The sequence below is a fragment of the Halomonas sp. H33-56 genome (assembly GCF_040147035.1).
Taxonomy (GTDB): domain Bacteria; phylum Pseudomonadota; class Gammaproteobacteria; order Pseudomonadales; family Halomonadaceae; genus Halomonas; species Halomonas litopenaei.
In genome coordinates this window covers 2,814,295-2,840,446 of sequence record NZ_JAMSHP010000001.1, presented here as the reverse complement: position 1 = coordinate 2,840,446, position 26,152 = coordinate 2,814,295, and the positions used below count along the sequence as shown (strand labels likewise).

Here is a 26,152-nt window from a genome sequence, read left to right as displayed (position 1 = left end):
ACCCACAACGCCCGGCATTGCCGGGCGTTGTGTTTTTGAGCGTACCCGCTCTACAGTGAATCTCCTACACGATGTGCAGCTCCGAAAGGAGGGGGCTTCGCAGTACCTGCATTATTGCGCTATATTGCACTGCAACAAGTGCGCAGACGCAAGGATCGCCTGCTGCGCATCACGCAACCCTGGGAGCCTATATGAATGCGTTGATGCCAAGCGCCACCGCGCCCCTGTTCGCGCTGGCGGAACCCTTTGCTCCACTGTTCGACCCCTTCGGCTTCGGCCGTGCCGCGGCCGACTACTGGCGTGACAGCGTCGAGCGCAGCATCCTCTACTGGGATGTCATGCGCCAGCGCGGCAACGAATACCTCGAACATATCGAGAAGACCCGCCCCACCGTACTTGGCTTCGATACCGACATCGTGATGGAAGGCGAGACCTTGCCTCGCCCCGTCAACTATGAGCTTTTGCGCGTGCACCCGCCCGAGGGTGTAGAGACCGATGAACTGGCACGCCCCTTCGTGGTGGTCGACCCGCGCGCCGGGCATGGCCCGGGTATCGGTGGCTTCAAGCCCGACAGCGAGATCGGTATCGCACTGCGCGCCGGCCATCCCTGCTACTTCATCGCCTTCATGCCCTATCCCGTCCCGGGGCAGCGGGTCGAGGACGTGGTTGAAGCCGAGGTCACCTTCCTGCGCCACGTCGCGGAGCTGCATCCCGATAGCGAAAAACCGATGGTCGTGGGCAACTGTCAGGCGGGCTGGCAGATCATGATGGCGGCAGCGCTCGAGCCCGAGCTGTTCGGACCGATCCTGATCGCCGGTGCACCGCTGTCCTACTGGGCCGGGGAGCGCGGCAAGGCGCCGATGCGCTATACCGGCGGCATGACCGGCGGCAGCTGGGCCACCCATATGCTCTCGGACATGGGCGATGGCCTGTTCGACGGGGCCTGGCTGGTGCAGAACTTCGAACGCCTCAATCCGGCCAACACCTGGTGGGACAAGCAGTACAACCTGTACGCCCATGTCGATACCGAAGCCGATCGCTATCTTCAGTTCGAGCGCTGGTGGGGCGGCCATGTGGTGCTGGGTGGAGAAGAGATCCAGTACATCGTCGACAACCTGTTTGTCGGCAATCGCCTGTCCACGGCCCAGCTTGTGACGTCCGACGGGCGCCGTATCGATCTTCGCAACGTGCGCTCCCCGGTGGTGGTGTTCTGCTCACAAGGTGATGACATCACGCCGCCGCCTCAGGCGCTTGGCTGGGTGCGTGATCTCTACGACGGCGTCGACGACATCATCGCCAACGAGCAGACCATCGTCTACTGCGTCCATGACAAGACCGGCCACCTCGGCATCTTCGTTTCCGGCAGCGTCTCGCGCAAGGAACACGCCGAGTTCACCGCCAACATGGACTACATCGACGTGCTGCCGCCGGGGCTCTACGAGACCACCGTGTCCAAGGCCAGCGAGCGGCCCGACGCCGAATTGATCGAGCGGGACTACCTGCTGGAGTTCTCTACCCGGGACCTCGACGACCTGAATCAGGTGGTCAAGCATAGCCCCGAGGACGAGCTGCGTTTCGCCACGGTGGCCAGGGTCTCGGAGATCAATCTGGGGCTCTATCGTCAGTTCCTGCAACCCTGGATTCGTGCCGTGTCGACACCCGAGTCGGCTCGCTGGATGCGCAAGATGCACCCCAATCGCATGGGCTATCGCCTGCTGTCCGATCGTAATCCGATGATGTCGTCGTTGCCGGTGATGGCGGAGTCGGTGCGCAAGCATCGTCATGAACTCGGTGATGACAACATCTTCCGAGTGTATGAGGACATCGGGTCGAGCCTGATCTCGCGGAGTCTGGATGCCTGGCGGGTACTGCGCGATCGCGCCCTCGAGAAGGCCTTCCTTGACCTCTACGGTCAGCCGCTGTTGCAGTCGCTGGTGGGGCTGAAAGGCGCCGTGGAGGGTGAGCGTCAGGTGCCTGGCTCCGAGCCGGAGCGTCGTCGCTTTATCCAGCGTCGCCAGCAGGAGGTGCGCGAGCAGGTGGCGCAAGGCGGCGCCCACGAGGCCGTGATGCGCTCGGTGATCTTCGTGCTGGGTGGTGCTCCTGCTACCGATGGCCGCAATTTCCGCCGCCTGCAGGCGTCACGCAGCGAGCTTGAGCCGGAGCTGCGGCTGGAAGACTTCAAGCATCTGATGCGCGATCAGTTCTTTATCCTGAAGCAGGATCGTGAGGCTGCGCTGGAGGCCATTCCCGAGCTGCTCAAGGGGCTCGATGCCAAGACGATCGACGGCCATATCGAGCATATCGAGCATGTGCTGGCGGCCAGCGGTGAGCTCAGCGAGCACGCCGCCGCTCGTTTCGAGCGTATCAAGGCGCTGTTTGGCAAGGCCCGTCCGGCAACGCGTCGTACGGCGCGCCGCAGTAGTGGGACCAGTGGTAACAGCAGCACCAAGACGGCGTCCGCACGCGGCACGTCAGCCAAGCGCGGCACTCGTCAATCTGCAAGCGAAGCTTCCCGCGTCGAAGGGCAGGCCCAGGCCGCGCCCAAGGCTGACGCCGAGCCTGCTGATGCGCCTGCGGCAAAGGCCCAGGCCAGGACCGAGGCGAAGCCTGAAACTAAACCTGAGGCGAAGCCCGAGCCCAAGCCGGCGGTTGACGCTAAAACCGAGGCCGAGCCCGAGACCAAGCCCGAGTCCAAGCCGGCGGCTGAAACTAAACCTGAGGCCAAGTCCGAGACCAAGTCCGAGGCCAAACCGGCGGCTAACGCTAAAACTGAGGCCAGACCTGAGGTCGAGACCAAGCCTGTGGCTGAGGCCGAGCCCAAGACTGCCCAGGCCGCCACGCCAGCCTCTCGCGAGGGAGGCAATGACGCCGAGAAGGCGCCTGCAGCGACCCGTCGGCGCAGCACTGGATCGCCCCGAGGGCAGCGGCGCAAGCGCTAGTCAAGCGCCTGACCGCCTTCGATGATCGAGTGTGAGACATCGACCATTCCGCTTGCCCCTGCTTCGTGCAGGGGCAAGTCGGTTCTGAGGGGCGGCTTGTCGGCCGTCGAGGTAAGGGCTAGTCTCTTGGCGATGTCAGGTGGACGCCAGGGCGTCAGTCGTGGGGAAACGGCTGGGCATGCGTCTAGCCTGCCTGGGGCTCGAACCGATGTGACTGGCGCGACGTTCGGCGCTGGGTTAGGGTAAGCGCATTTTTCCCGTCCACCATCGGCGGGAGTGGCACATACTGGCGTTCGCCAAGGAGCGCGGCGCCCTGACTACTGTGGAGTACTATGGGCAAGTCTCTGGTCATCGTCGAGTCGCCCGCCAAGGCGAAGACGATCAACAAGTACCTCGGCAACGAGTTCATCGTGAAGTCGAGCGTGGGTCACATCCGTGATCTTCCGACCAGCGGCTCTGGCAAGGCGGCTTCCGATCCCAAGGAGCGGGCTCGCCAGGCGGCCGCGACGCGCAAGATGTCGGCTGAGGAAAAGGCGGTCTACAAGCAGCAGAAGGCGCATAGCCAGCTGATACGACGCATGGGTATCGACCCCGACCATGGCTGGCAGGCCAACTACGAGATCCTGCCGGGCAAGGAAAAGGTCGTGGCCGAGCTCAAGAAGCTGGCGGAGAAAGCCGACACCGTCTATCTCGCGACCGATCTGGACCGCGAAGGGGAAGCCATCGCCTGGCACCTTCGCGAGACCATCGGTGGGGACGAGCAACGCTATCGCCGGGTGGTGTTCAACGAGATCACCAAGAACGCCATCCAGGAAGCCTTCACCGACCCCGGTCAGCTGAACATGCCCAGGGTCGAGGCCCAGCAGGCTCGCCGCTTCCTCGATCGTGTAGTGGGCTTCATGCTGTCGCCGCTGCTGTGGGCCAAGGTAGCCCGCGGGCTCTCGGCCGGTCGTGTCCAGTCGGTGGCCATGCGCCTGATCAGCGAGCGCGAAAGCGAGATTCGCGCCTTCGTGCCCGAGGAATTCTGGGACGTTCATGCCGATCTGGTGACGCCGGACGGCGAGGCCATCCGCTTCGAGCTGGTACGTCAGGATGGCAAGACGTTCAGGCCCACCAGCGAGAGCGAGACCCTCGAGCGCATCGCTGCGCTGCGCAAGGCCAGTCTTGCGATCACCTCGCGGGAAGACAAGCCGACCCGGTCCAAGCCCAACGCCCCCTTCATCACCTCGACGCTGCAGCAGGCCGCCAGTGGCCGGCTGGGGTTCTCGGTGAAGAAGACCATGACCCTGGCCCAGCGGCTCTACGAGGCGGGCTACATCACCTATATGCGTACCGACTCGACCAACCTGTCCCGCGAGGCGGTGGAGAGCGTGCGTGACTATATCGGTGAGGAGTTCGGCGATCGCTACCTGCCCGAAGCCCCTAACCGCTATTCCAGCAAGGAAGGCGCCCAGGAGGCTCACGAAGCCATCCGGCCGTCCGAGGTGTCCCGTCGCTCGACCGACCTGGCGGGCATGGAGCGGGATGCCGAGCGCTTGTACGAACTGATCTGGCGGCAGTTTGTCGCCTGTCAGATGACCCCGGCGGAATACCTGTCGTCGACCCTGAGCGTGGTGGTGGACGGCTACGAGCTCAAGGCCAAGGGCCGGGTGCTCAAGTTCGATGGCTACACCCGGGTGATGACCCCCATGGGGCGCAAGGAAGAGGATCAGGCGCTGCCGGATCTGGGCGAGGGCACCCCGATGCACCTCGACGCGCTGGACCCCAGGCAGCACTTCACCAAGCCGCCGGCCCGTTACACCGAAGCCAGCCTGGTCAAGGAGCTGGAGAAGCGCGGCATCGGTCGCCCCTCGACCTACGCCGCCATCATCTCCACCATCCAGGATCGTGGCTACGTCAAGCTCGAGAACCGACGGTTCTACGCCGAGAAGCTGGGCGACATCGTCACCGAGCGACTCAAGGAGTCGTTCCCCGACCTGATGGACTACTCCTTCACTGCGCGCATGGAGGATAGCCTCGACGAGATCGCCGAGGGCGAGCGTAGCTGGCGTGAGCTGCTCGACGCCTTCTATCAGGAGTTTCGCGGGGAGCTGGCCAAGGCCGAGAGCGACGAGGGGATGCGGCCCAATCAGCCGGTACCCACCGATATCGACTGCCCCACCTGCGGGCGCAAGATGCAGATTCGTACCGCCTCGACCGGTGTCTTCCTCGGCTGCAGCGGCTACAACCTGCCGCCCAAGGAGCGCTGCAAGACCACCATCGACCTGCTGCCGGGTGAAGAAGCTGTCGCCGCCGATGCCGGCGAAGAAGCCGAGACCGATGCCCTGCGCGCCAAGGAACGCTGTCCGGTGTGTTCCACCGCCATGGACAGCTACCTGATCGATGAAGGGCGCAAGCTGCATATCTGCGGTAACAGCCCCGACTGTGACGGCTACAAGATCGAACAGGGCAAGTTCCGCATCAAGGGCTACGACGGCCCGGTCATCGAGTGTGACAAGTGCGGCTCCGAGATGCAGCTCAAGTCCGGGCGCTTCGGCAAGTACTTCGGCTGCACCAGTGACAGCTGCAAGAATACCCGCAAGCTGTTGCGCAACGGTGAAGTAGCTCCGCCCAAGATGGATCCGATTCCCATGCCGGAACTGGCCTGCCAGAAGGTGGAAGACCACTACGTGCTGCGCGATGGCGCCAGCGGGCTGTTCCTGGCCGCCAGCAAGTTCCCGAAGAACCGGGAGACCCGTCCGCCTCTGGTCAAGGAACTGAAGCCTCACGCCGCCGAGCTGCCGGAGAAGTACCACTACCTGCTCGATGCGCCGGACCAGGACCCGGATGGGCGCCCGGCTCAGATTCGTTTCTCGCGCAAGCTCAAGGAGCAGTTCGTGATGACCGACGGCGACAATGGCAAGGCCAGTGGCTGGAAGGCGAGCTGGGACGGTAACAAGTGGGTGGTGGAGGACAAGCGCAAGTGACACCGCGGGCCCGCACCAATCAGTTGTTGTATCAGGCGCAGTTGCTGCTGGACGTGGCGCCGGGTGATGACGAGCACCAGGGCGCCAGAAAGAGGGCCAGCGAGGAGGGCGCCCTGGCGTTGTTCGAGCTGGCGATCGACGCCCTGCTGCGCGACGTCTGCGAGCACGCTCATCTGGCGGAACATGACTGGCGAAGCCTGTTGCTGGGTGATGACCCACCCGCCGTGGCCGAGGTTCATCGGCTACGTGAGCTGGCCCGCGACGGCAGCAGTTGGCTATACCGTGTCATCGGTCATCTCGAGGCGCTGCATGGCGATGAAGGTGCGAGTCGACCTCGCTCGCCGGCATTGTCCGGGGTAATTGCCGTGGACCGGCAGGCGGATCTGGGGCAGGAATTGCAGCATTGCCTCGAGGCGGCCAAGGTCGAGATCGCCGCCTTACGCCAGACCAGTGAGGAATGGTAAAGGCAGAGTGTCGTCGGCCGGCGACGCTTCTGTGCGCCGTCGTTTGATAGCTGCGACAGAGCTCGTTTGACTGCCGTGAAATCGGCCAGGTTCCGCGTGAAGTTCCGCAGAATCGGGATTACACTGCGTCACAGATGTTTTCGTTTATTCACAGTGAGTTTATCCATGTTCGCCCAGAGTCAACGTCGCCGTTTCATCCAAATGATACTTGGTGCCATGCTGCTACTCCCTCTGGGTGTCAGTGCCAGCATGGACATGGTGGAGGACCAGCTTCGCCGTGCCATTGTCCCGGACTCCTCCAGCGAGATCTGGGTCCTGATCGATAACCAGGAGTCTCGCCTGACGGTGTATCGCGGGGGGGTGGAGCTGGCTCGATACTCACCGATTTCGGTCGGTAGAGGGGGCGCCAAGTCCCAGCGGGTCATGGGCGACAAGACCACGCCAAGAGGCGAGTTCCACGTCAATCGCTTCAACTTCGACAGCAAGTTCGACATCTTCATCGGCCTGGACTATCCGACGCCCACCCACGCCAGGATGGCGCTGGAGACGGGGCTGTACAGTCAGCAGGATTACGACGACTATTTCGACTACTATCGCCGGCATCGTAGCCCGCCCCAGCAGACGATCCTGGGCGGTTATATCGGCATACACGGAGTCGGCGATGGAGACATGGACATCCATCGCAACTTTGACTGGACCAACGGATGTGTCGCCGTGACCAATCATGAAATTCGGGAACTTTCCGGCTTGATTGATGTTGGCACTCGCGTCGTCATCCGCTAGTCTTTAGGGGCGCAAGGGACGTTCAAGACTATGGACAAGCGCCGTTGTGTATTATAAAACAGCGTTTGACTCCTGTGCTTAGCAGCACAAGTCGCTGCAAGAAAGGCCTGCCTTTGCAGGAAGCCTGATGGATACATACCCTGATCGGGTATGTTACTGTCACCAACGCAGTACCAAGGAAGACTCAAGGAGAACACCATGACTCTGAAGACTACCCTGAAGCTGACCGCCGCCGCCGCTTCTCTGGCCGTTCTGGCTGGCTGTGCTTCTTCCAGCGCTCTGGAAGAAGTCCGCATGACCGCTGAGTCCGCTCAGGCCGACGCTGCAGAAGCTCGCAGCATCGCCACTCAGGCTCAGAACACTGCCAACCAGGCACAGCGTGACGCTCAAGCGGCCCTGCAGCTGTCTCAGCAGAACCGCGAAGAGATGAACCGCATGTTCGAGCGCTCCATGCGCAAGTAATCGTTTCGCATCCCGTTCGCGGGATTGACCGACAGGACGTCAGGGTTTCATCGAAATCAGGTCGTCCAGGTCATGAAACGATAGGCTGAGGCCCCACCGAAAGGTGGGGCCTCAGTCGTTTGTGGCGTGTGATCATTGCATGACGATTGATGGTGGGCGGGAGCTGCCAGTCAATCGTCTGACCGCTGCCTGTTCCTTCATCTGACGGCTGCCTGTCTGGCTGCCTGTCCTGTCGCTTGTCTCCTGACGGCTGCCTCTCCTCTGCCTGACGGCTGCCTGTCCTGTCGCTTGTCGCCTGACGGCTGCCTCTCCTTTGCCTGACCACTGACTGCTGCGGATGCATCGCTTGAGCTGGATCATGGTGTCGCCACCATGCCGGCGAGGCCCCCGCTGGAAATGTTGGCGCCAAAAAAAGGCGCCCCTGTCGGGGCGCCGTGCACGTCACGTGCTTGATGTGGTGCCTGTGGTCGCCGGTTCAGCCTTCGTGGCTGACCTGTCCCAGCAGGGCAGGCTCGTCGGCGATCAACTCGATATGGTCATAGAGGCTGCCAGGCAGCGGCTTGGGTTCTGCCGGGGTGGTGGTCTGCATGGCGACCGGAAGGCCGCTGGGCGTCTCCATGGCGCTACGCAGGCGCGCAAAGTCGACATCGTAGTCCTTGTCCTTGACGGCGGCCTCGACCTCCTCGATAGCGGCGGTCATGTCCTCGATCGGCGCGCCTTCTTCTTCGTCGAGGTAGGGGTAGGCCTGGACATAGAGGTGCTCGTCGGACCAGCCGAGCTTCAGCGGTTCGTTGACCAGTCGGACACGGGTGCCCACCGCGACTTGATCGAACAGATTCTCGACATCGTCGGGCAGCATGCGGATGCAGCCGTGGGTGACGCGCATGCCGACGCCCTCGGGCTTGTTGGTGCCGTGGATCAGGTAGCCGGGGATGCCCAGGCGCATCTTGCGCGTGCCCATGGGGTTGTCGGGTCCGGGCGGCACCACGCCGGGCAAGGGGTCGCCGGCCTCGGCGTGTTCGCGGCGAATGGAGGCAGGAGGATACCAGGACGGATTCTTGACCATCTGGGTGATGGTGGTGGAGCCCAGCGGCGTCTTCCAGTCCATGCGGCCCACGGCGATCGGGTAGGTCTGCACCGTACGCGGCTCGCCTTCCTTGGCCGGGGGGTAGTAGTAGAGGCGCATCTCGGCCACGTTGACCACGATGCCGTTGCGCGGTGCATCGGGCAGGATGAACTGGGCCGGGATGGTCACTTCGGTACCCTCGCCGGGATACCAGATGCTGATGTCGGGGTTGGCGCGGGTGATGGCGTTGAAGCCGATGCCGTGCTCGTGTCCGATATCGATGAGGGTGTCTTCCTCGTCGGCTTCGACGGTGTAGACCTCACCGATCAGGTCGCCTTCTTCGGGCAGCAGGTAGTGGCCCCGGGGCAGGTCGTCGGCCGCCGCCAGAGGTGCCGCCAGCGCGCCCACAACGCCACACAGGGTGGCGAGGCGGACGAGTGGCCGGCGAAGTGAAGTCGAAGTCATTGCAGCAGTCTCGATAATGGGTGAAAGCCGGGGATCACCCGGCCGGAATTTGCGGTGTCCTATGTACATAGATTGCCCGCTAATGCGGCGTTGCGCCAGTCCCTTGCAAGGGATGGCTCAGGCCGCCTGAGTCTTTCGATTGAGTTGGTCCAGCAGCGCCTCGACGGCCTCGAAGCGGGTCTCCTCGACGGCCATGTCGGCCTGGAAGCGCAGGGTGTCGGCGCCCTCCAGTCGATAGCGTTCCGGCGCCCCCTGGATCAGCCCCACCAGCGTCAGCGGATCCACCGCGGTCTGGCCGCCGAACAGCACGCGTCCGCGCTCGGCGCCCGCGTCCAGGCGCACGATACCGAGCCTTTCGGCACGCTGCCTGAGGCGGGTCTGGCGCAGCAGCGTCTTGACCGGGGCGGGCAGCAGCCCGAAGCGATCGATCATCTCCACGCGCAGTTCCTTGAGCTCGGCCTCGTTATCGGCGTTGGCGATGCGCTTGTACATCACCAGACGCTGCTGGACATCAGGGAGATAGTCGTCGGGAATCAGCGCCGGCAGATTTAGGCTGATCTCGACGCCTTCCTGCAGCGGTGCCTCGATATTCGGGGTGCGGCCTTCACGGATGGCCTTCACCGCCCGGTCGAGCATCTCCATATAGAGGCTGTAGCCCACCGCTTCCATCTGGCCGCTCTGTTCGTCGCCCAGCAGTTCGCCGGCGCCGCGGATTTCCATGTCGTGGCTGGCCAGGGTGAAGCCAGCGCCCAGGTCCTCGGCCTGGCCGATCGCCTCGAGGCGCTTGACCGCATCTCGGGTGATCGAGCGAGGCGGCGGCGCCAGCAGGTAGGCGTAGGCCTGGTGGTGGCTGCGGCCTACCCGGCCGCGCAGCTGGTGGAGCTGGGCCAGTCCGAACTTGTCGGCACGCTCGATGATGATGGTGTTGGCGCTGGGCACGTCGATACCGGTCTCGATGATGGTCGAGCACACCAGCACGTTGAAGCGCTTGTGATAGAAGTCGGACATCACCCGTTCCAGCGAGCGCTCGGGCAGCTGCCCATGGGCCACCGCGACGCGGGCGTCGGGCACCAGTTCGCGGACCTTCTCGGCGGCTGTCTCGATGGTCTTGACCTCGTTGTGCAGGTAATAGACCTGGCCACCGCGCAGTATCTCGCGCAGGATCGCCTCCTTGATCACGGCTTCTTCCCGCTGCTGGACGAAGGTCTTCACCGACAGGCGTCTGGCCGGTGGGGTGGCGATGATCGACAGGTCGCGGATGCCGCTCATGGCCATGTTGAGGGTTCGCGGGATCGGCGTTGCGGTCATGGTCAGTACGTCGACCTCGGCACGCAGGGTCTTGAGCCTTTCCTTCTGGGACACGCCGAAGCGATGTTCTTCATCGATGATGACCAGCCCCAGCTCCGGGAAGTCGAGCTTCCGAGACAACAGCTTGTGGGTGCCGATGACGATATCGACCTTGCCTTCGCGAACGCGCTTGAGGGTGTCCGTCTGACTGCCGCTGCTGGTGAAGCGGGACAGCAGCTCGATATCCACCGCGGTATCGGCGAAGCGGTCACGGAAGTTCTCGAAATGCTGGCGGGCGAGCAGGGTGGTCGGCACCAGCACCACCACCTGGCGCCCGGACTGTACCGCAAGAAAGGCGGCACGCATGGCGACCTCGGTCTTGCCGAAGCCGACGTCGCCGCAGACGACACGGTCCATCGGGCGCGGTGCGGTCATGTCCTGGATCACCGCCTGGATGGTGACGCGCTGGTCCGGCGTCTCCTCGAACGGGAAGTTGGCGACGAAGCGAGCGTACTCCTCATCCGGGGCGGCACAGGCGAAGCCTTCACGGGCCTCGCGGCGGGCATAGATGTCGAGCAGCTCGGCGGCGGTATCGCGGATCTTCTCGGCGGCCTTGCGCTTGGCCTTTTCCCACTGTTCCGAGCCCAGTCGATGCAGCGGTGCCAGTTCATCGTCGGCACCGGCGTAGCGGGAAATAAGGTGCAGGCTGTCCACCGGCACGTAGAGCTTGGCGCCGTCGGCGTACTCGAGGCTGACGAATTCGGCCGCCTGGCCGCCGGCTTCCAGCGTTTCCAGCCCGCGGTAGCGGCCGACGCCATGGGACTGGTGGACCACCGGGGCGCCGACCTTGAGTTCGGAAAGATGGCGTACGGCGAGTTCGTTGTCGTCGGTGGCCTTGGCCTGGCGGCGGGTCTGGCGCACGATCTCGCCGAACAGTTCCGTCTCGGTGATCACACTGACCGCGGGGGAGCCGAGCGACAGGCCGCTGGAGAGCTGCCCCTCGGCGATGGCCAGGCGAGAGCTGCCGGCGAGGAAGTCGGAAAATCCGTCCGCGGCGTCCAGTGCACCGGTAGCGGGGGCCAGGGTCTCCTCCAGCGCTTCCCGACGCCCCCGGGACTCGGCCACGAACAGCACCCGGCGCTCTGCGTGCTCGTTCAGAAAGCCTCTGAGCGCCGCCAGCGGATCCTTTGCCCTGGCATTGATCGCCACCTGGGGGGCGTCGCTGGCATCCGAGGGATGGGCGTGAGGATGCTCGCTGTCTGCTGTCAGCTCGACCCTGGGGTGGGTCTTGATCAGCCCGAACAGTTCCGCTTCCGGGATGAAGGCACGGTGGGGCGGCAGCAGGGGGCGGGTCGGATCGACGCCGAGATTTTCGTAGCGGCTGGTGATCGCCTGCCAGTGGTGCTCGGCGGCTTCGCGGCAGCCGGACATCAGGGCGACGCGGGTATCCGCGGGAAGATGGTCGAACAGTGAAGCGGTGGCCTCGAAGAACAACGGCAGATACTGCTCGAGTCCGGGTGAGGGGATGCCCTTCAGCGCATCGACATAAAGCGGGCACTGGCGTGGGTCGACGTCGAACAGGGTCTCGAAGCCTTCACGAAAGCAGGCGATGGCCGAGCGTGACAGCGAATACTCGTGCGCCGGCAGCAGGTCGATCCGCTCGACCTTGTCGAGGCTGCGCTGGGTGTCGGGGTCGAAGCTCCTGAGGGTGTCGATCTCGTCGTCGAACAGGTCGATGCGAAGCGGATGGTCGCTGCCCATGGGAAAGAGATCGATCAGGGCGCCACGCAGGGCGTATTCACCCGGCTCGAAGACGGTCTCCACCGCCCGGTAGCCCGCCCGTGACAGCTGTTCGCGGAAGGTCTCCCGTTGCAGGGTGGCGCCGACCTCCAGGGTCAGCACCCGTCCGGCGATATAGTCCACGGGCGGCAGACGCTGCATCAGGGTATTGATTGGTACCAGCACGATGCCGTGCACACCATCCTGCAGATGCCGGAGGGTGCGCAGCCGCGACGAGACGATGTCCTGATGGGGCGAAAAGCTGTCGTAGGGCAGCGTCTCCCAGTCGGGGAAGGGCAGTACCGGCACGTCGGCATAGAAGGCCAGTTCGTTCTCGAGCCTCAGTGCCTCGGCGGTATCCTGGGTAATCACCAGCAGTGGCGCGTCGGCAGCCAGGCGCGAAAGCGCCAGGGCGCTGGCGCTGCCGGCGGGCGTGGTGAGGTACAGGGTGTCACGGGCGCCCTGGGGATGCGGCGGATCGAGCGGCGAAAAGGTAGGCATAGAGGATGTCGTTTCGCTGGCGTTCAGAGGTCGAGCAGGCATCATACCAGCCCGATCTCGCTCATGTAGTCAAACCGCGATTTGTGTAACGGGCCTACAGGAGGTGCGACCATACAGTCATTGCCCCTTTCAAGGGGGGAGCTGATAATACGCTCGTTTCCCCATCAGACTTAGAGGTCTCTCGTGAGCCAGCAACCCGATATCGTCTTCCAGCAATGGCACGACAACCAGGCCGTGGCCGAGCAGATGATCCCGCTGATCGGCAGCCTGTATCGTCGCAATAACGTGGTCACCACCATGTTCGGACGTTCGCTGTTCAACCGCAGCGTCATCCGCATCCTCAAGGACCATCGTTTCGTCAGGAAGATCGAAGGTACCGAGTTGTCGGTGCAGGATACCTTCCCGCTGGTACAGGCGATGACCCAGCTGAATCTGGGGCCGGCTCACGTCGATGTGGGCAAGCTGGGTGTGGCATTCAAGAAGCAGGGCGGTGGCGATGCGCTGGCGTTCATGCGCGAGCAGCTGGCCGAGATCGTCGACTGTCACGATCCTGACGCCGGCAATGGCGAGCCCAAGGACGTGGTGCTCTACGGCTTCGGCCGGATCGGCCGGATCCTGGCCCGCGTGCTGATCGAGAAGGCCGGTGGCGGCAACCTGCTGCGCCTCAAGGCCATCGTGGTGCGCGGTCGTGGCGATATCGCCAAGGATCTGGAAAAGCGCGCCAGCCTGCTGCGTCGTGACAGCGTTCACGGTCCCTTCGACGGCACCATCAGCGTGTGCCCGGAGACCCGCACCCTGACCGCCAACGGCAACGTGATCCAGGTGATCTACGCCGATTCGCCGAGCGATGTGGACTACACCGCCTACGGCATCAACAACGCCGTGGTGGTCGACAACACCGGTATCTGGCGCGACGAGGCTGGCCTCGGTCAGCACCTGGAGTGCAAGGGCGTGTCCAAGGCGCTGCTGACCGCTCCGGGTAAGGGCGACCTGAAAAACATCGTCTATGGCATCAATCATGGCGACATCACCCAGGATGATCGCATCATCTCTGCGGCGTCCTGCACCACCAACGCCATCGTGCCGGTATTGAAGGTGATGAACGACGAATACGGCATCGAGCATGGCCACGTCGAGACCGTTCACTCCTACACCAACGATCAGAACCTGATCGACAACTACCACAAGGGTGACCGTCGCGGACGCAGCGCACCGCTGAACATGGTGCTGACCGAGACCGGTGCTGCCAAGGCGGTTTCCAAGGCACTGCCGGAGCTGGGTGGCAAGCTGACCGGCAACGCCATCCGCGTGCCCACGCCCAATGTGTCGATGGCGATCCTCAACCTGTCGCTCGAGCGCGAGACCGACGCCGAGTCGCTCAACGACTACCTGCGCCGCATGTCCATCGACTCGGCCTTCCAGAAGCAGATCGACTTCGTCGACTCGCCGGAGGTGGTCTCCACCGACTTCGTCGGCAACCGTCACGCCGGCATCGTCGACGCCAAGGCGACCATCGCCCAGGGCCGCCACGCGGTGGTCTATGTGTGGTACGACAACGAGTTCGGCTACAGCTGCCAGGTGATTCGTATCCTGCAGCAGATCTCCAACGTGGCCTTCTGTAAGCTGCCGCGTCACGCCTAGTCCGTGCCGAGCGGGGCGAGAGTCTCGCGTTGAGGTAGCTCGAATACCCCTTGCCAACCTTGTTTGGCAAGGGGTTTTTCTGTTTGGGATGGAAGCGGTTTTGCAGAATCACGCAGTTCTGCGACGTTCGATCATGTGGTCAATCCACTGGCTTGTCTTTATAATGCTGGGGATTTTTCGGGGTGGTTCGATGTCGCCTCGGCGTGACTGGTGATGCGTGGCTTATAACAAGAATTCCTCTCATTTCCACCGAACCTCCGTCCATTATCTACGATCCATCAACTGGGCGAGTCTATGATCGAAGTCAAGAAAGGCCTGGATCTCCCCATCACGGGAGCGCCGGAGCAGCGTATCGAGGATGCGCGACCGGTGCGCCACGTGGCGCTCCTGGGGACCGACTATATCGGCATGAAGCCGACCATGGAGGTCAAGGAGGGGGACAAGGTCAAGCTGGGCCAATTACTGTTCACCGACAAGAAGATCGAGGGCGTGCGCTTTACCTCGCCGGCCTCGGGTGAAGTAGTGGCGATCAATCGCGGGGAAAAGCGCAGGCTCCTGTCGGTGGTGATCGAGGTCGACGACAGCGCCGAGGCCGAGTCCTTCACGGCTCATGGCCGCGATGCGCTCGAGTCCCTCGAACGTCAGACCGTGGTCGACCAACTGGTGGAGTCCGGTCTGTGGACCGCGCTGCGCACTCGCCCGTTCTCGCGTACCCCGGCGCCCGACGCCGTACCCACCGACATCTTCGTCACCGCCATCGACACCCAGCCGCTGGCCGCCGATCCGTCGCTGGTCATCAACGAGCAGGCCGAGGCGTTCGAGGACGGCCTCAAGGTGCTGGGTCGACTGACCGAGGGCAAGGTGTTCCTGTGCACCGCCACCGATGCCCAGATTCCGGGCACCAAGGTCAAGGGCGTCCACCACGAGAGCTTCGCCGGTCCCCATCCTGCGGGCCTGGTCGGTACCCACATTCACTTCCTGTCCCCGGTGTCGCTGCAGCGTCGCGTCTGGCACATCGGCTATCAGGACGTGATCGCCTTCGGCAAGCTGTTCAGTGAAGGCAAGCTGGACCTGAGCCGGGTGGTCGCCGTTGGCGGCCCGCGTGCCGAGCGTCCGCGTCTGGTGCGTACCCGTGTGGGTGCCAGCACTGACGAGCTGCTGGATCACGAGATCAAGTCTGCCGATGACACCCGCGTCATCAGCGGAGGCGTGTTCTCCGGCTTCACCGCCGAAGGCAGCCTGCGCTACCTGGGCCGCTTCCACAACCAGATCACCCTGCTGGAAGAGGGCAACAAGCGTGCCTTCATGGGCTGGTTGTCGCCGGGTGCCAATCGTCACTCGGTACTGGGTATCTACCTGTCGAGCCTGAAGGGCCTGCGCAACTATGCGCCGACCACCTCGACCAATGGCTCCGAGCGCGCCATGGTGCCGGTGGGTGCGTATGAAAAGGTGATGCCGCTGGACATCATGCCCACGCAGCTCTTGCGTTCGCTGATCGTCGGCGACATCGAGTCGGCGATGGAGCTCGGCTGCCTCGAGCTGGATGAAGAAGACCTGGCGCTGTGCACCTATGTGTGCCCGGGCAAGTATGAGTACGGTCCCATCCTGCGTGACAACCTCACCATGATCGAGAAAGAGGCCTGATGATGGGTATTCGACAGACACTCGACAATCTCGAGCCGCACTTTCACAAGGGTGGCAAGTACGAGAAGTTCTATCCGCTGTACGAGGCGGTGGACACTATCTTCTATGCGCCTCCCAGCGTGACCAAGACCACGGCTCACGTGCGTGACGGCATCGACCTCAAGCGCATGATGATCACGGTGTGGTTCTGCACCTTCCCGGCCATGTTCTTCGGCATGTGGAACGCTGGCTGGCAGGCCAACGAGGCCATCGCCGCGGGTTACGACTCCATGGGCGGCTGGCGCGAGATGATCCTGCTGACCTTCGCCGGTGGCCACGATGCCGGCAGCCTGTGGTCCAACTTCGTGCTGGGCGCTACCTACTTCCTCCCGATCTACCTGGTGACCTTCGTCATTGGTGGCTTCTGGGAAGTGCTGTTCGCGATCAAGCGCGGCCACGAGGTCAACGAAGGCTTCTTCGTCACCTCCGTGCTCTACGCCCTGATCCTGCCGGCTACCATCCCGCTGTGGCAGGTGGCGCTCGGCATCACCTTCGGTGTGGTGATCGGCAAGGAAATCTTCGGTGGTACCGGCAAGAACTTCCTCAACCCGGCGCTGACCGGTCGTGCCTTCCTGTACTTCGCCTATCCGGCGCAGATCTCCGGTGATGCCGTATGGGTCGCCGCCGACGGCTTCACCGGCGCGACGCCGCTGTCTACCGCCTACCAGAGCGGCATGGCCGCACTGCAGGACCAGTACAGCTGGTGGGACGCCTTCCTTGGCTTCATTCCCGGCTCCGTGGGTGAGACCTCGACGCTTGCCATCCTGATCGGGGCGGTGGTGCTGATCGGCATGAAGATCGCCTCGTGGCGGATCGTTGCCGGCGTGTTCCTCGGCATGGTAGCGATGAGCTCCATTCTCAACCTGATCGGCTCCGACACCAACGCCATGTTCGCCATGCCCTGGTACTGGCACCTGGTGGTGGGTGGCTTCGCCTTCGGCATGGTGTTCATGGCCACCGATCCCGTATCGGCGTCCATGACCAACCCGGGTCGCTTCATCTTCGGCGCCCTGATCGGTGTGATGACGGTTCTGATCCGTGTGGTCAACCCGGCCTTCCCCGAGGGCATCATGCTGGCGATCCTGTTCGCCAACCTGTTCGCGCCGCTCATCGATCACTTCTTTGTTCAGGCCAACATCAAGCGTCGCGCCAAGCGCACCGCTGTCGTGGCCGAGGAGACCGCCTGATGGCACAAGGTAACAACTCCATCAAGAAGATCCTGACGGTCGCCTTCTCCCTGTGTATCGTCTGCTCGATCATCGTGTCGACGGCGGCGGTGGGACTCAAGGCGCGCCAGGAGCGCAACCAGGAGCTGGACCGCAAGTCCAACATCCTGGCCGTGGCCGACCTGTACGAGCCGGGCATGGACGTCGGCAAGGAGTTCTCCCAGGCGGTGACCGCCAAGGTCGTCGATCTCGACACCGGGGAGTACACAGATGAGGTCGATCCCGAGACCTATGACGGCTTCCAGGCCGCCAAGGATCCGGCCCAGTCGCGCACCCTGTCCGGGGAGAAGGATATCGCCGGTCTCGGCCGTCAGGAGCAGTTCTCCACCATCTATCTGGTCGGTGACGAGAACAACCCCGAGCAGATCGTGCTGCCGATTCGTGGCCAGGGCCTGTGGGGCCTGATGCGCGGCTACCTGTCTGTGCAGGGTGACGGCAACACCATCGGCGGGATCACCTTCTATTCCCACGCCGAGACACCTGGCCTGGGTGGCGAGGTCGACAACCCGCGCTGGAAGGCGCAGTGGGAAGGCAAGGAAATCTACGCCTCGAGCGACACCATGGAGCCGGCCATCCAGCTGGTGAAGGGTGGTGCCAGCGAGTCCACCGAGGTCGACGCCCTGTCCGGCGCGTCTCTGACCAGCCGCGGCGTGACCAAGCTGGTGCAATTCTGGCTGAGCGAGGAAGGCTTCGGTCACTACCTGGCGCGCTTCCGCGATGGCGTGGACAGCCAGGCCAGCGCCGACGCCAGCCCCTCTGACGACAGCGAAGGAGCCTGACGATGTCTGCACCGACTCCCAAGGGCGTCATCCTGACGCCGATCTTCAAGAACAACCCCATCGCCCTGCAGATCCTCGGTATCTGTTCGGCGCTGGCGGTGACCTCGAGCCTCAGCGTCTCGCTGGTCATGAGTCTGGCCGTGATCTTCGTGACGGCGTTCTCGAGCATGTTCGTCTCGCTGATCCGCAATCACATTCCGTCCTCCATCCGTATCATCGTGCAGATGACCATCATCGCCTCGTTGGTGATCGTGGTGGACCAGATCCTCAAGGCCTTTGCCTATGAGATGTCCAAGCAGCTGTCGGTATTCGTCGGTCTGATCATCACCAACTGCATCGTGATGGGCCGCGCCGAAGGCTTTGCCATGACCAACACCCCGACGCTGTCGTTCCTCGACGGTGTCGGCAACGGTCTGGGCTACGGCTTCATCCTGATGACCGTCGGCTTCTTCCGCGAGCTGTTCGGCTCCGGCAGCCTGTTCGGCGTGACCATCCTGGAAACCGTGCAGAACGGTGGCTGGTACGTGCCCAACGGCCTGCTGCTGCTGCCGCCGTCCGCCTTCTTCATCATCGGTCTGATCATCTGGGTGCTGCGCAGCCTCAACCCGGAGCAGGTCGAGGACAACGAGTTCGTGATGAAGGAAAACACCCAGCCGAAGGAGGCCGTGTAACATGGAACACTATCTGAGCCTTTTCGTTGCCTCGGTGTTCGTGGAGAACATGGCACTGGCGTTCTTCCTGGGCATGTGTACCTTCATGGCCGTGTCCAAGAAGGTATCCTCGGCCATCGGTCTGGGCATCGCGGTGGTAGCGGTACTGACCATCACCGTGCCGGTGAACAACCTGATCCTCGAGTATCTGCTGGCGGAAGGCGCGCTGTCCTGGACCGGCATCGCCGGCGCCGAGAACATCGACCTGTCGTTCCTGGGTCTGCTGTCCTACATCGGCGTCATCGCCGCACTGGTGCAGATCCTCGAGATGTTCCTCGACAAGTTCGTGCCGGCGCTCTACAACGCCCTCGGCGTGTTCCTGCCGCTGATCACCGTGAACTGCGCCATCCTCGGTGGCACCCTGTTCATGGTCGAGCGCAGCTACAACTTCGGTGAGTCCGTGGTCTATGGCCTGGGCGCCGGTGTCGGCTGGGCGCTGGCGATCACCGCCCTGGCCGGTATCCGCGAAAAACTGAAGTACAGCGATGTGCCCGCTTCCCTGCAGGGACTGGGCATCACCTTCATCACCGTGGGTCTGATGTCCCTGGGCTTCATGTCCTTCTCCGGCATCCAGCTCTGAGTGCCCTGCACCGGGGGCTCTAGCCCTCGGTGCAGGCCCTAACCCTAGCAATAGGAAACCGACATGGTTGATACAACAGTCATCGTGCTCGGCGTCGTCATGTTCACCATCATCGTCATCAGTCTGACGGCGGTGATCCTGGCGGCCCGCTCCAAGCTCGTGAGCTCGGGCGATGTGACCATCGAGATCAATGACGATCCCGAGAACACCCTGACCACCCAGGCCGGCGGCAAGCTGCTCAACACCCTGGCGGCCAACGGCATCTTCCTGTCCTCCGCCTGTGGCGGCGGCGGCTCCTGCGCCCAGTGCAAATGCCGGGTCGAGGAGGGCGGCGGCTCGATCCTGCCCACCGAGGAAAGCCACTTTACCCTGCGCGAGAAGAAGGTCGGTTGGCGTCTGTCCTGTCAGGTACCGGTCAAGCAGGACATGAAGATCCAGGTCCCCGAGGAAGTGTTCGGCGTCAAGAAGTGGGAATGCGAGGTCATCGAGAACCCCAACGTCGCCACCTTCATCAAGGAGCTGAACCTGAAGCTGCCGGAAGGCGAGGAAGTGGCCTTCCGTGCCGGCGGCTACGTGCAGCTGGTGGCACCTGCCTACGACATCAAGTTCTCCGACTTCGATATCGAGGAAGAGTACCGCGGCGACTGGGAAAAATTCGGTCTGTTCGACGTCTCGCACAAGAACACCGAAGAGGTCATTCGTGCCTACTCCATGGCCAACTATCCGGAAGAGAAGGGTATTCTCAAGTTCAACATCCGGATCGCGACACCTCCGCCCAACTCCAGCCACCCGCCTGGCCTGATGTCCACCTACGTCTTCAGCCTGAAGCCGGGTGACAAGGTCACGGTGATGGGGCCGTTTGGCGAGTTCTTCGCCAAGGATACCGACGCCGAGATGGTCTTCATCGGCGGTGGTGCCGGCATGGCGCCGATGCGCAGCCACATCTTCGACCAGCTGAAGCGTCTGAACAGCGAGCGCAAGATGACCTTCTGGTACGGCGCACGCTCCTGGCGCGAGACCTTCTACAACGAAGAGTACGACAAGCTGGCCGAGGAGCATGAGAACTTCGACTGGCACCTGGCGCTGTCCGACCCCCAGCCGGAAGACAACTGGGAAGGGCCGACCGGGTTCATCCACAACGTGCTCTACGACATGTACCTCAAGGACCATCCGGCTCCCGAGGACTGCGAGTACTACATGTGCGGGCCGCCCATGATGAACGCCTCCGTCATCAAGATGCTGCTGGATCTCGGCGTCGAGCCCGAGAACATCATGCTGGATGACTTCGGCGGCTGATCACGCGCCTGTCCGTGTGCCCAAGGGCACCTTGCGAGCCCCGCCCCGTGCGGGGCTCGTTGGTTTGTGCGCCTTGTGATTTTGCCGCGAGAGGAGTTCTGGCATAATTGTCGCGCCGACTCGAGAATGCCCCGCTGACTGTCCTGCGAGGACACGGGACCTTGTCGAGTCGGTACCTTCAACGCCTCGGGCGTATGGCGACGGCCATTCGTTGTTCCGCCCAGGGATATCTCTTGTCCAACCGCTGTCCAATGGGAGAAAGGCAGGCGATGGTGTTGGCGACAAAGTGTTCGCGAGAAAGTGACCAGAGCCATCCTGCCCCATCCAGCGAGGAGTCCATCATGACCATCTACCTTATCGTTTTCGGTGCCATGCTGCTGATCATCGGCGCCATGGCGATCGGTGTCATTCTTGGCCGCAAGCCCATCGCCGGCTCCTGCGGCGGGCTCAACCAGCTTGGCCTGAAGGACGGCTGCGAGATCTGCGGCGGCAAGGATGAAGTGTGCGAGGAAGAATCAAAGAAGCGCGCCACCAGTCAGCGCCGCCAATCCGACGAGAATCGCGGACTGGACCTGGGCTACGACGCGACTCGTCGCTGAGCGGCAGCATCGACGCCCCCTGACCATGACGGCGCCTCTCGAGGCGCCGTCCTCATGATAAGCAGTGCCCGGCATCTCACATCCGGGTCGGTTTCCAGGAGAAGGAAGACACGATGGCAGTCCACAACTATGACGTGGTGGTGATCGGCACCGGGCCCGCCGGCGAGAGCGCAGCGATCAATGCGGCCAAGCATGGCAAGCGGGTCGCGGTGGTCGAAAAGCAGGCGCGGGTCGGCGGCAATTGCACCCACTGGGGCACCATCCCTTCCAAGGCGCTGCGTCATCAGGTCCGCCAGATCATGTCGTTCAACACCAACAGCATGTTCCGGGATATCGGCGAGCCGCGCTGGTTCTCGTTCCCCAAGGTGCGTGAACGCTCCCGGGTGACCATCGATCAGCAGGTGTCCATGCGCACCAACTTCTACGCGCGCAATCGCATCGACCTGTATCACGGGATCGCGCGCTTCAAGGACGAACACACCCTGATGGTAAGGGGCAGTGGTGAAAACCAGGAAGAGCTGGTAGCGGACAAGGTGATCATCGCCACCGGGTCACGGCCCTACCGTCCTGCGGACATCGATTTTCGCCACCCTCGTATCTACTGCTCCGATACCATTCTTGGTCTGCAGCACACCCCGCGTACCCTGATCATCTTCGGCGCCGGCGTCATCGGCTGTGAGTACGCCTCGATCTTCTCCGGGCTCGGACTCAAGGTGGATCTGATCAACAACCGCGGCAGCCTCTTGTCCTTCCTCGATGACGAGATCAGCGATGCGCTGTCCTATCATCTGCGCAAGCATGGTGTGTTGATCCGCCACAACGAGGAGTACGAGCGCGTCGAGGGTGACGAACACGGCGTCACGGTGCATCTGAAGTCGGGCAAGCGGCTGCGCGCCGACGCCTTCCTGTGGGCCAACGGCCGCACCGGCAATACCGACCAGCTGGGCCTCGAGAACATCGGTCTCACCGCCAACGGCCGCGGTCAGCTGCAGGTCGACGAGCACTATCGTACGGCGCTGCCCCACATTTACGCAGCCGGAGACGTGGTCGGCTGGCCGAGTCTCGCCAGCGCTGCCTACGATCAGGGACTGAACGCCTGCGACGAGCTGCTGGACCGGGAATTCCGCTACGTCACCGAGGTGCCCACCGGGATCTACACCATCCCCGAGATCAGCTCCTTTGGTCGCACCGAGCGCGAGTTGACCGAGGCCAAGGTGCCCTACGAGGTCGGCCATGCCTTCTTCAAGGACACCGCCCGCGCCCAGATCACCGGCGATACCGTCGGCATGCTCAAGATCCTGTTCGATCAGGATACCCTGGAGATCTACGGCATCCACTGCTTCGGCGACCAGGCCTCGGAGATCGTCCATATCGGCCAGGCGATCATGCAGCAGGAAGGGGAGGCGAATACGCTGAAGTACTTCGTCAACACCACCTTCAACTATCCGACCATGGCCGAGGCCTACCGGGTGGCCGCCCAGAATGGCCTCAACCGGGTGTTCTGAGCCGGCCAGCACGACCGACAAGAAAGGTGCCCTTGGGCACCTTTCTTGTCTGGGGTCGGATGGCTCCGGCTGGATCCGGTACCTGAGCGCTAGGCTATATCCGAAAAGTCGACGAGCGCAGGCACTTTTAGACAAGCTTAGGCGCTGTCCGAAAAGTCGACGAGCGAAGGTTAGACAAGGCAAAAATCGGTGAGAAAGCGCAGTTTACGGGGTGTAAATGAGCATTTTGATCCGATTTTTAACGCCGTATTACCGAGCGCAGGCACTTTTAGACAAGCCCTAGTGCTGGCCGCTCTCGTGGGCAAAGCAAGGCGGCGAGGAGGGCAGGGCGTCTTCCTGATCTTCCTGGTGCAGTGCCTCGAGCAGGCGCTGGCGCAGCTCGGGCAGATGGGTGCTGTCGACATCGCGTGCCGCGGTCACCAGCGTCAAGCGGCCACGCCGGGCCAGGCGCATCAGCGGATACAGCCGGTCGGGGTGGTCGCGTAGCTCGCCGCGATAGCGAATCTCGAAGACCCTGGAACTGATCTCCTCGAGCTGATACTGGCGTCGCAGGGCATTGCTGGGTGAGGCCTCCCGGTACCACTCGGTAAGCGCCAGGGACTCGCGGCTGCGTCCTCTGGGCCACAGGCGGTCGACCAGTACTCGGGCGCCGTCGTCGGGCTCGGGCGCCTGGTAGACGCCCTTGAACACGATGTCGTAGCTCATCGAGCTCCTCCTTGCTGTTCGTTCAGCGCCTCCCTGGCACTTTGCTGCCAGGGCCCGTCAAGCGAAGCCGCACGCCTGAGCGCTTCTCGAGCCCCTTCGTCATCTCCTTGGGACGCCAGGGTGAGACCCAGGTTCAACCAGGCCGGCGCCAGCGACGGATCCTTGGCGACAGCGCTGCGCCAGGCGTCGATGGCCGCGTCAGGCTGGCCCGCCGCATGGTAGGCGTTGGCCAGCGCGAAGTGCCCCATGGCCTCCTCGGGAAAGCGATCGACCAGGGCTTGCCAGGCCGGCAGGCTTTGCTCTGGCCCCTGGACCCGTTCGAAGTCCGAGGTGGCCTGGATGGCCGCCTCCGGTGCAATCGTCACCGGCAGCTCTCCTGGCGTCAGTGCCACGAAGGCCCAGCGCTCGGAACGTTGCCAGGTGGCGTCGAAACGCCCGAAATCGGTGGCATCCTGACGGGTGACGCCGGTGCGTAGCAATACCTCTTCGCTCTCGAGATCGTAGCCGTTGACCACCGCGAAGTGCCACAGCGGGAAGGCCGGCAGCGACAGGTTCTGCAGTACCACCACCGCGCGGCCGGCATCGACCTCTTCGAGCAGCGAGGCGAAGCGTGGCGCCAGAGTGAACGGGATTCGCCCGTGCCGGCGACTGGCGGCCAGCATCTCGGGCTGGAAGCTGCCCTTGCGACTGGGCACGTAGATTTCGGGGATCAGTTGATCGACGCCGACGTCGACCCCTGCATGGTTGAGCACCATGGCCAGTGTGGCCGGGCCGCACTGGTAGTCACGCTGGGGGTGAAAGGGGACGTCTTCGAGGAGCTGGCGTTGGGGCAGCGTAGCGGTGACGCTGTGGTCCAGTTCGGGGGCGCTGGCACAGGCCGTGAGCCACATCACCAACGAAAGAGCGCCCGCCAGGCGGGCGCTCGAGACGAATGAGCGCATCACGCGCATGTCCTTAGCGGGTGAACGGGTAGACGTCGGTCAGACCCAGGATGTCGGTGACCAGCAGGATGACGAAGACCGCGAACAGCACGCCAATGACGCTGGCGCCGGCGGGCATCTGGTCGAGCTGGTCGGCCATCTGCTGAGCTTCGGCGTCGGACAGGGCGGCTACGCGGTCCTCGACCTCACCGGGATCGACGCCCTGGAGTTCGAGTTGCTGGCGTACGTCATCGCGGGCCAGTACCTGATGGATGCGTTCTCGGGCGTCCTGGCTCTGCTGGGAGGCCAGCACGTCGTTGGTCGAGGCCAGCGGGACCGAGGTGGCGGCCCCGGCGCTGGCGGCGCCCAGGGTCAGGCACAGCATCAGAACGGTACACAGCAAGCGGCGCAGTCGTGAAGTCATGGGGGCTTCCTTGTTGATGGTGTCGGGAATTGTTCGATCCTTGGTGATGGCGACATGCATCCAGTGGCATCCTGCCGGCCGGATGCGTTGGCGACAACAGGAGTATAACGAAGGTGGTACAGGAATTTCATGCAGGTTGTTGGTTTCTCTAGCCCAGGCGGATGCAATTGCGTCCTTGATGCTTGGCCTGGTAGAGCGCCTGGTCGGCCCGCCGGTACAGGGTGGAGAAGTCGTCATCGGCATGGCTTGAGACGGCGATGCCGATACTGACCGTAAGGTTGGCGCCGGCCGCCGGCTGGGTCAGGTCGAAGTGCTCGGTTTCGTGGCGAATTCGTTCGCCGACGGTTTCGGCGTTGCGGGCGTCCGCCTGGGGCATCAGCAGGGCGAACTCGTCGCCCCCCAGACGCGCCGCCAGATCGCTGCGCCTGGCCACGCGCTTGAGCATCTCGCCGAAGGACTTCAATACCTTGTCACCGGTGGGGTGGCCGTAGCCATCATTGATGCGTTTGAAGTTGTCCAGATCCAGCAGCATCAGCGCCACTGGGCTATCCGCTGGGCGCCGAAGGGCCAGCAGGTGGGGGGCCTGGTCGAGCCACTGGCGACGATTGTAGAGCTGGGTGAGGTCGTCGGTCATCGCCAGATAGTGTAGGGCGTTGCTGTGGCGTTCCAGGCGCAGCAGGGCGACAAACAGCACCGTGCCGACCATCAGTACCAGTGCCGTCAGGATGGTGGCCACCAATGCCAGGCGTCGATCGAGCTTGCGCTGGTGCGACTCGGTCTCCATCAGATAGATGGCCAGCTCATCGATGGTCGAAGCGAGCCCCGGCAAGGTGTCGGTGATGTCTGCGGTGGTGTCAGAGAGAGGCGAAGGAGCGATCAGGTTGATCGAGTGCTCGGCACGTTGCAGGTAGCCGACCACGCTGTCCCGCTGGGAGGTGGGCAGTCGCGTGGCGGTGCCCGCCAGCGTCCGTAGACGGTGTTGGAGGGTATCGGCCACTTGCGTGAGCTCGTGAGCCCGGGGCGAGTTGTCGATGCCGGCAAACTGCTTGAGTGAAGCGATGCTCGCCACATTTTCCTGAGACCGTGCCGTTTCGATGATGAGGGCATCGCGGATAACGCCCATGGGCTGGCGCACCTGGCTCAGGTAGCCGAGCAACAGCAGGGCGCTGGCGGTCGAAAGCAAGGTGACGCCGGCGGCCAGAACCAGCGGGAAGACACGGGTCATGATGGGGGCACTCGCGGTCGCTGGCGACCAGACGCGCTGGGCGCCCGAGGGGTAATGATGCAGGTGCTTGCCCTATTCTATGCGCAGAGTACCCGCAGTGCGGGGTCATACCCCCATTGGCCGGGCTGACCTATCCCATCCTGGCGT

General features: G+C 63.3%; 20 protein-coding genes. 14 read left to right on the top strand and 6 right to left on the bottom strand.

Annotated elements, in window-relative coordinates; all coding sequences use genetic code 11:
* Positions 1 to 191 precede the first annotated feature (191 nt).
* The 5 genes from NFH98_RS12105 (at position 192) to NFH98_RS12085 (ending at position 7,614) form a co-directional block, all read left to right on the top strand.
* A complete protein-coding gene (locus tag NFH98_RS12105; protein WP_502878743.1) occupies positions 192 to 2,939 on the top strand; it encodes a DUF3141 domain-containing protein in 2,748 nt (915 codons plus the stop codon).
* 332 nt (positions 2,940 to 3,271) lie between these two features.
* Positions 3,272 to 5,905, top strand: coding sequence for a type I DNA topoisomerase (topA, locus tag NFH98_RS12100; protein WP_045992673.1), 2,634 nt, complete (start codon positions 3,272 to 3,274; stop codon positions 5,903 to 5,905).
* Positions 5,902 to 6,369, top strand: a complete 468-nt coding sequence (locus NFH98_RS12095) for a DUF6586 family protein (protein ID WP_045992672.1) — start codon at positions 5,902 to 5,904, stop codon at positions 6,367 to 6,369. The genes topA and NFH98_RS12095 overlap by 4 nt, the downstream gene beginning before the upstream one ends.
* 216 nt (positions 6,370 to 6,585) lie before the next feature.
* On the top strand, positions 6,586 to 7,152 hold the full coding sequence (locus NFH98_RS12090; protein ID WP_231498647.1) for a L,D-transpeptidase family protein: 567 nt from the start codon (positions 6,586 to 6,588) through the stop codon (positions 7,150 to 7,152).
* A gap of 198 nt (positions 7,153 to 7,350) precedes the next feature.
* A complete protein-coding gene (locus tag NFH98_RS12085) occupies positions 7,351 to 7,614 on the top strand; it encodes an Lpp/OprI family alanine-zipper lipoprotein (RefSeq protein WP_045992670.1) in 264 nt (87 codons plus the stop codon).
* A gap of 475 nt (positions 7,615 to 8,089) precedes the next feature.
* On the opposite strand, the gene NFH98_RS12080 is transcribed toward NFH98_RS12085, so the two are convergent.
* Both NFH98_RS12080 and mfd read right to left on the bottom strand, forming a co-directional pair.
* A complete protein-coding gene (locus tag NFH98_RS12080) occupies positions 8,090 to 9,145 on the bottom strand; it encodes a L,D-transpeptidase family protein (RefSeq protein ID WP_108132833.1) in 1,056 nt (351 codons plus the stop codon).
* A 117-nt stretch (positions 9,146 to 9,262) separates the two neighbouring features.
* Entirely contained in the window at positions 9,263 to 12,712 is a 3,450-nt protein-coding gene (mfd, locus tag NFH98_RS12075; RefSeq protein WP_348826586.1) for a transcription-repair coupling factor, read from the bottom strand.
* 183 nt (positions 12,713 to 12,895) lie between these two features.
* Here mfd and NFH98_RS12070 point away from each other — a divergent pair, with 183 nt between their 5' ends.
* From NFH98_RS12070 to sthA, 9 genes are all read left to right on the top strand, one after another.
* On the top strand, positions 12,896 to 14,353 hold the full coding sequence (locus NFH98_RS12070; RefSeq protein WP_045992667.1) for a glyceraldehyde-3-phosphate dehydrogenase: 1,458 nt from the start codon (positions 12,896 to 12,898) through the stop codon (positions 14,351 to 14,353).
* A gap of 294 nt (positions 14,354 to 14,647) precedes the next feature.
* Complete coding sequence (locus tag NFH98_RS12065; RefSeq protein WP_108132831.1) at positions 14,648 to 15,997, top strand: Na(+)-translocating NADH-quinone reductase subunit A; 1,350 nt, start codon at positions 14,648 to 14,650, stop codon at positions 15,995 to 15,997.
* Positions 15,997 to 17,223 (top strand): NADH:ubiquinone reductase (Na(+)-transporting) subunit B, encoded by a 1,227-nt coding sequence (locus tag NFH98_RS12060; RefSeq protein ID WP_045992665.1) that lies wholly within the window; start codon positions 15,997 to 15,999, stop codon positions 17,221 to 17,223. The genes NFH98_RS12065 and NFH98_RS12060 overlap by 1 nt, the downstream gene beginning before the upstream one ends.
* Positions 17,223 to 18,041, top strand: a complete 819-nt coding sequence (locus tag NFH98_RS12055; protein ID WP_108132830.1) for a Na(+)-translocating NADH-quinone reductase subunit C — start codon at positions 17,223 to 17,225, stop codon at positions 18,039 to 18,041. The genes NFH98_RS12060 and NFH98_RS12055 overlap by 1 nt, the downstream gene beginning before the upstream one ends.
* A 2-nt stretch (positions 18,042 to 18,043) precedes the next feature.
* Entirely contained in the window at positions 18,044 to 18,712 is a 669-nt protein-coding gene (locus NFH98_RS12050; protein WP_045992663.1) for an NADH:ubiquinone reductase (Na(+)-transporting) subunit D, read from the top strand.
* A gap of 1 nt (position 18,713) precedes the next feature.
* On the top strand, positions 18,714 to 19,331 hold the full coding sequence (nqrE, locus tag NFH98_RS12045; RefSeq protein ID WP_045992662.1) for an NADH:ubiquinone reductase (Na(+)-transporting) subunit E: 618 nt from the start codon (positions 18,714 to 18,716) through the stop codon (positions 19,329 to 19,331).
* A 63-nt stretch (positions 19,332 to 19,394) separates the two neighbouring features.
* Positions 19,395 to 20,627 carry an NADH:ubiquinone reductase (Na(+)-transporting) subunit F gene (gene nqrF / locus NFH98_RS12040; protein WP_045992661.1) on the top strand — a complete coding sequence of 411 codons (1,233 nt, stop codon included), beginning with the start codon at positions 19,395 to 19,397 and terminating at the stop codon, positions 20,625 to 20,627.
* Between the two features lie 341 nt (positions 20,628 to 20,968).
* The gene (gene nqrM, locus NFH98_RS12035) at positions 20,969 to 21,226 is read left to right on the top strand and encodes a (Na+)-NQR maturation NqrM (RefSeq protein WP_045992660.1); all 258 of its coding nucleotides are present in this window, start codon (positions 20,969 to 20,971) and stop codon (positions 21,224 to 21,226) included.
* A gap of 113 nt (positions 21,227 to 21,339) precedes the next feature.
* Entirely contained in the window at positions 21,340 to 22,731 is a 1,392-nt protein-coding gene (gene sthA, locus NFH98_RS12030; RefSeq protein ID WP_045992659.1) for a Si-specific NAD(P)(+) transhydrogenase, read from the top strand.
* A gap of 279 nt (positions 22,732 to 23,010) precedes the next feature.
* Here sthA and NFH98_RS12025 read toward each other — a convergent pair whose 3' ends face one another.
* From NFH98_RS12025 to NFH98_RS12010, 4 genes are all read right to left on the bottom strand, one after another.
* On the bottom strand, positions 23,011 to 23,436 hold the full coding sequence (locus tag NFH98_RS12025) for a DUF488 domain-containing protein (protein WP_124803686.1): 426 nt from the start codon (positions 23,434 to 23,436) through the stop codon (positions 23,011 to 23,013).
* Positions 23,433 to 24,377 carry a PA2778 family cysteine peptidase gene (locus NFH98_RS12020; protein ID WP_240184229.1) on the bottom strand — a complete coding sequence of 315 codons (945 nt, stop codon included), beginning with the start codon at positions 24,375 to 24,377 and terminating at the stop codon, positions 23,433 to 23,435. The genes NFH98_RS12025 and NFH98_RS12020 overlap by 4 nt, the downstream gene beginning before the upstream one ends.
* Before the next feature lie 13 nt (positions 24,378 to 24,390).
* Positions 24,391 to 24,780, bottom strand: a complete 390-nt coding sequence (locus NFH98_RS12015; RefSeq protein WP_045992681.1) for a PA2779 family protein — start codon at positions 24,778 to 24,780, stop codon at positions 24,391 to 24,393.
* 148 nt (positions 24,781 to 24,928) lie between these two features.
* The gene (locus tag NFH98_RS12010) at positions 24,929 to 26,005 is read right to left on the bottom strand and encodes a GGDEF domain-containing protein (protein WP_349622764.1); all 1,077 of its coding nucleotides are present in this window, start codon (positions 26,003 to 26,005) and stop codon (positions 24,929 to 24,931) included.
* Between the last annotated feature and the right edge of the window lie 147 nt (positions 26,006 to 26,152).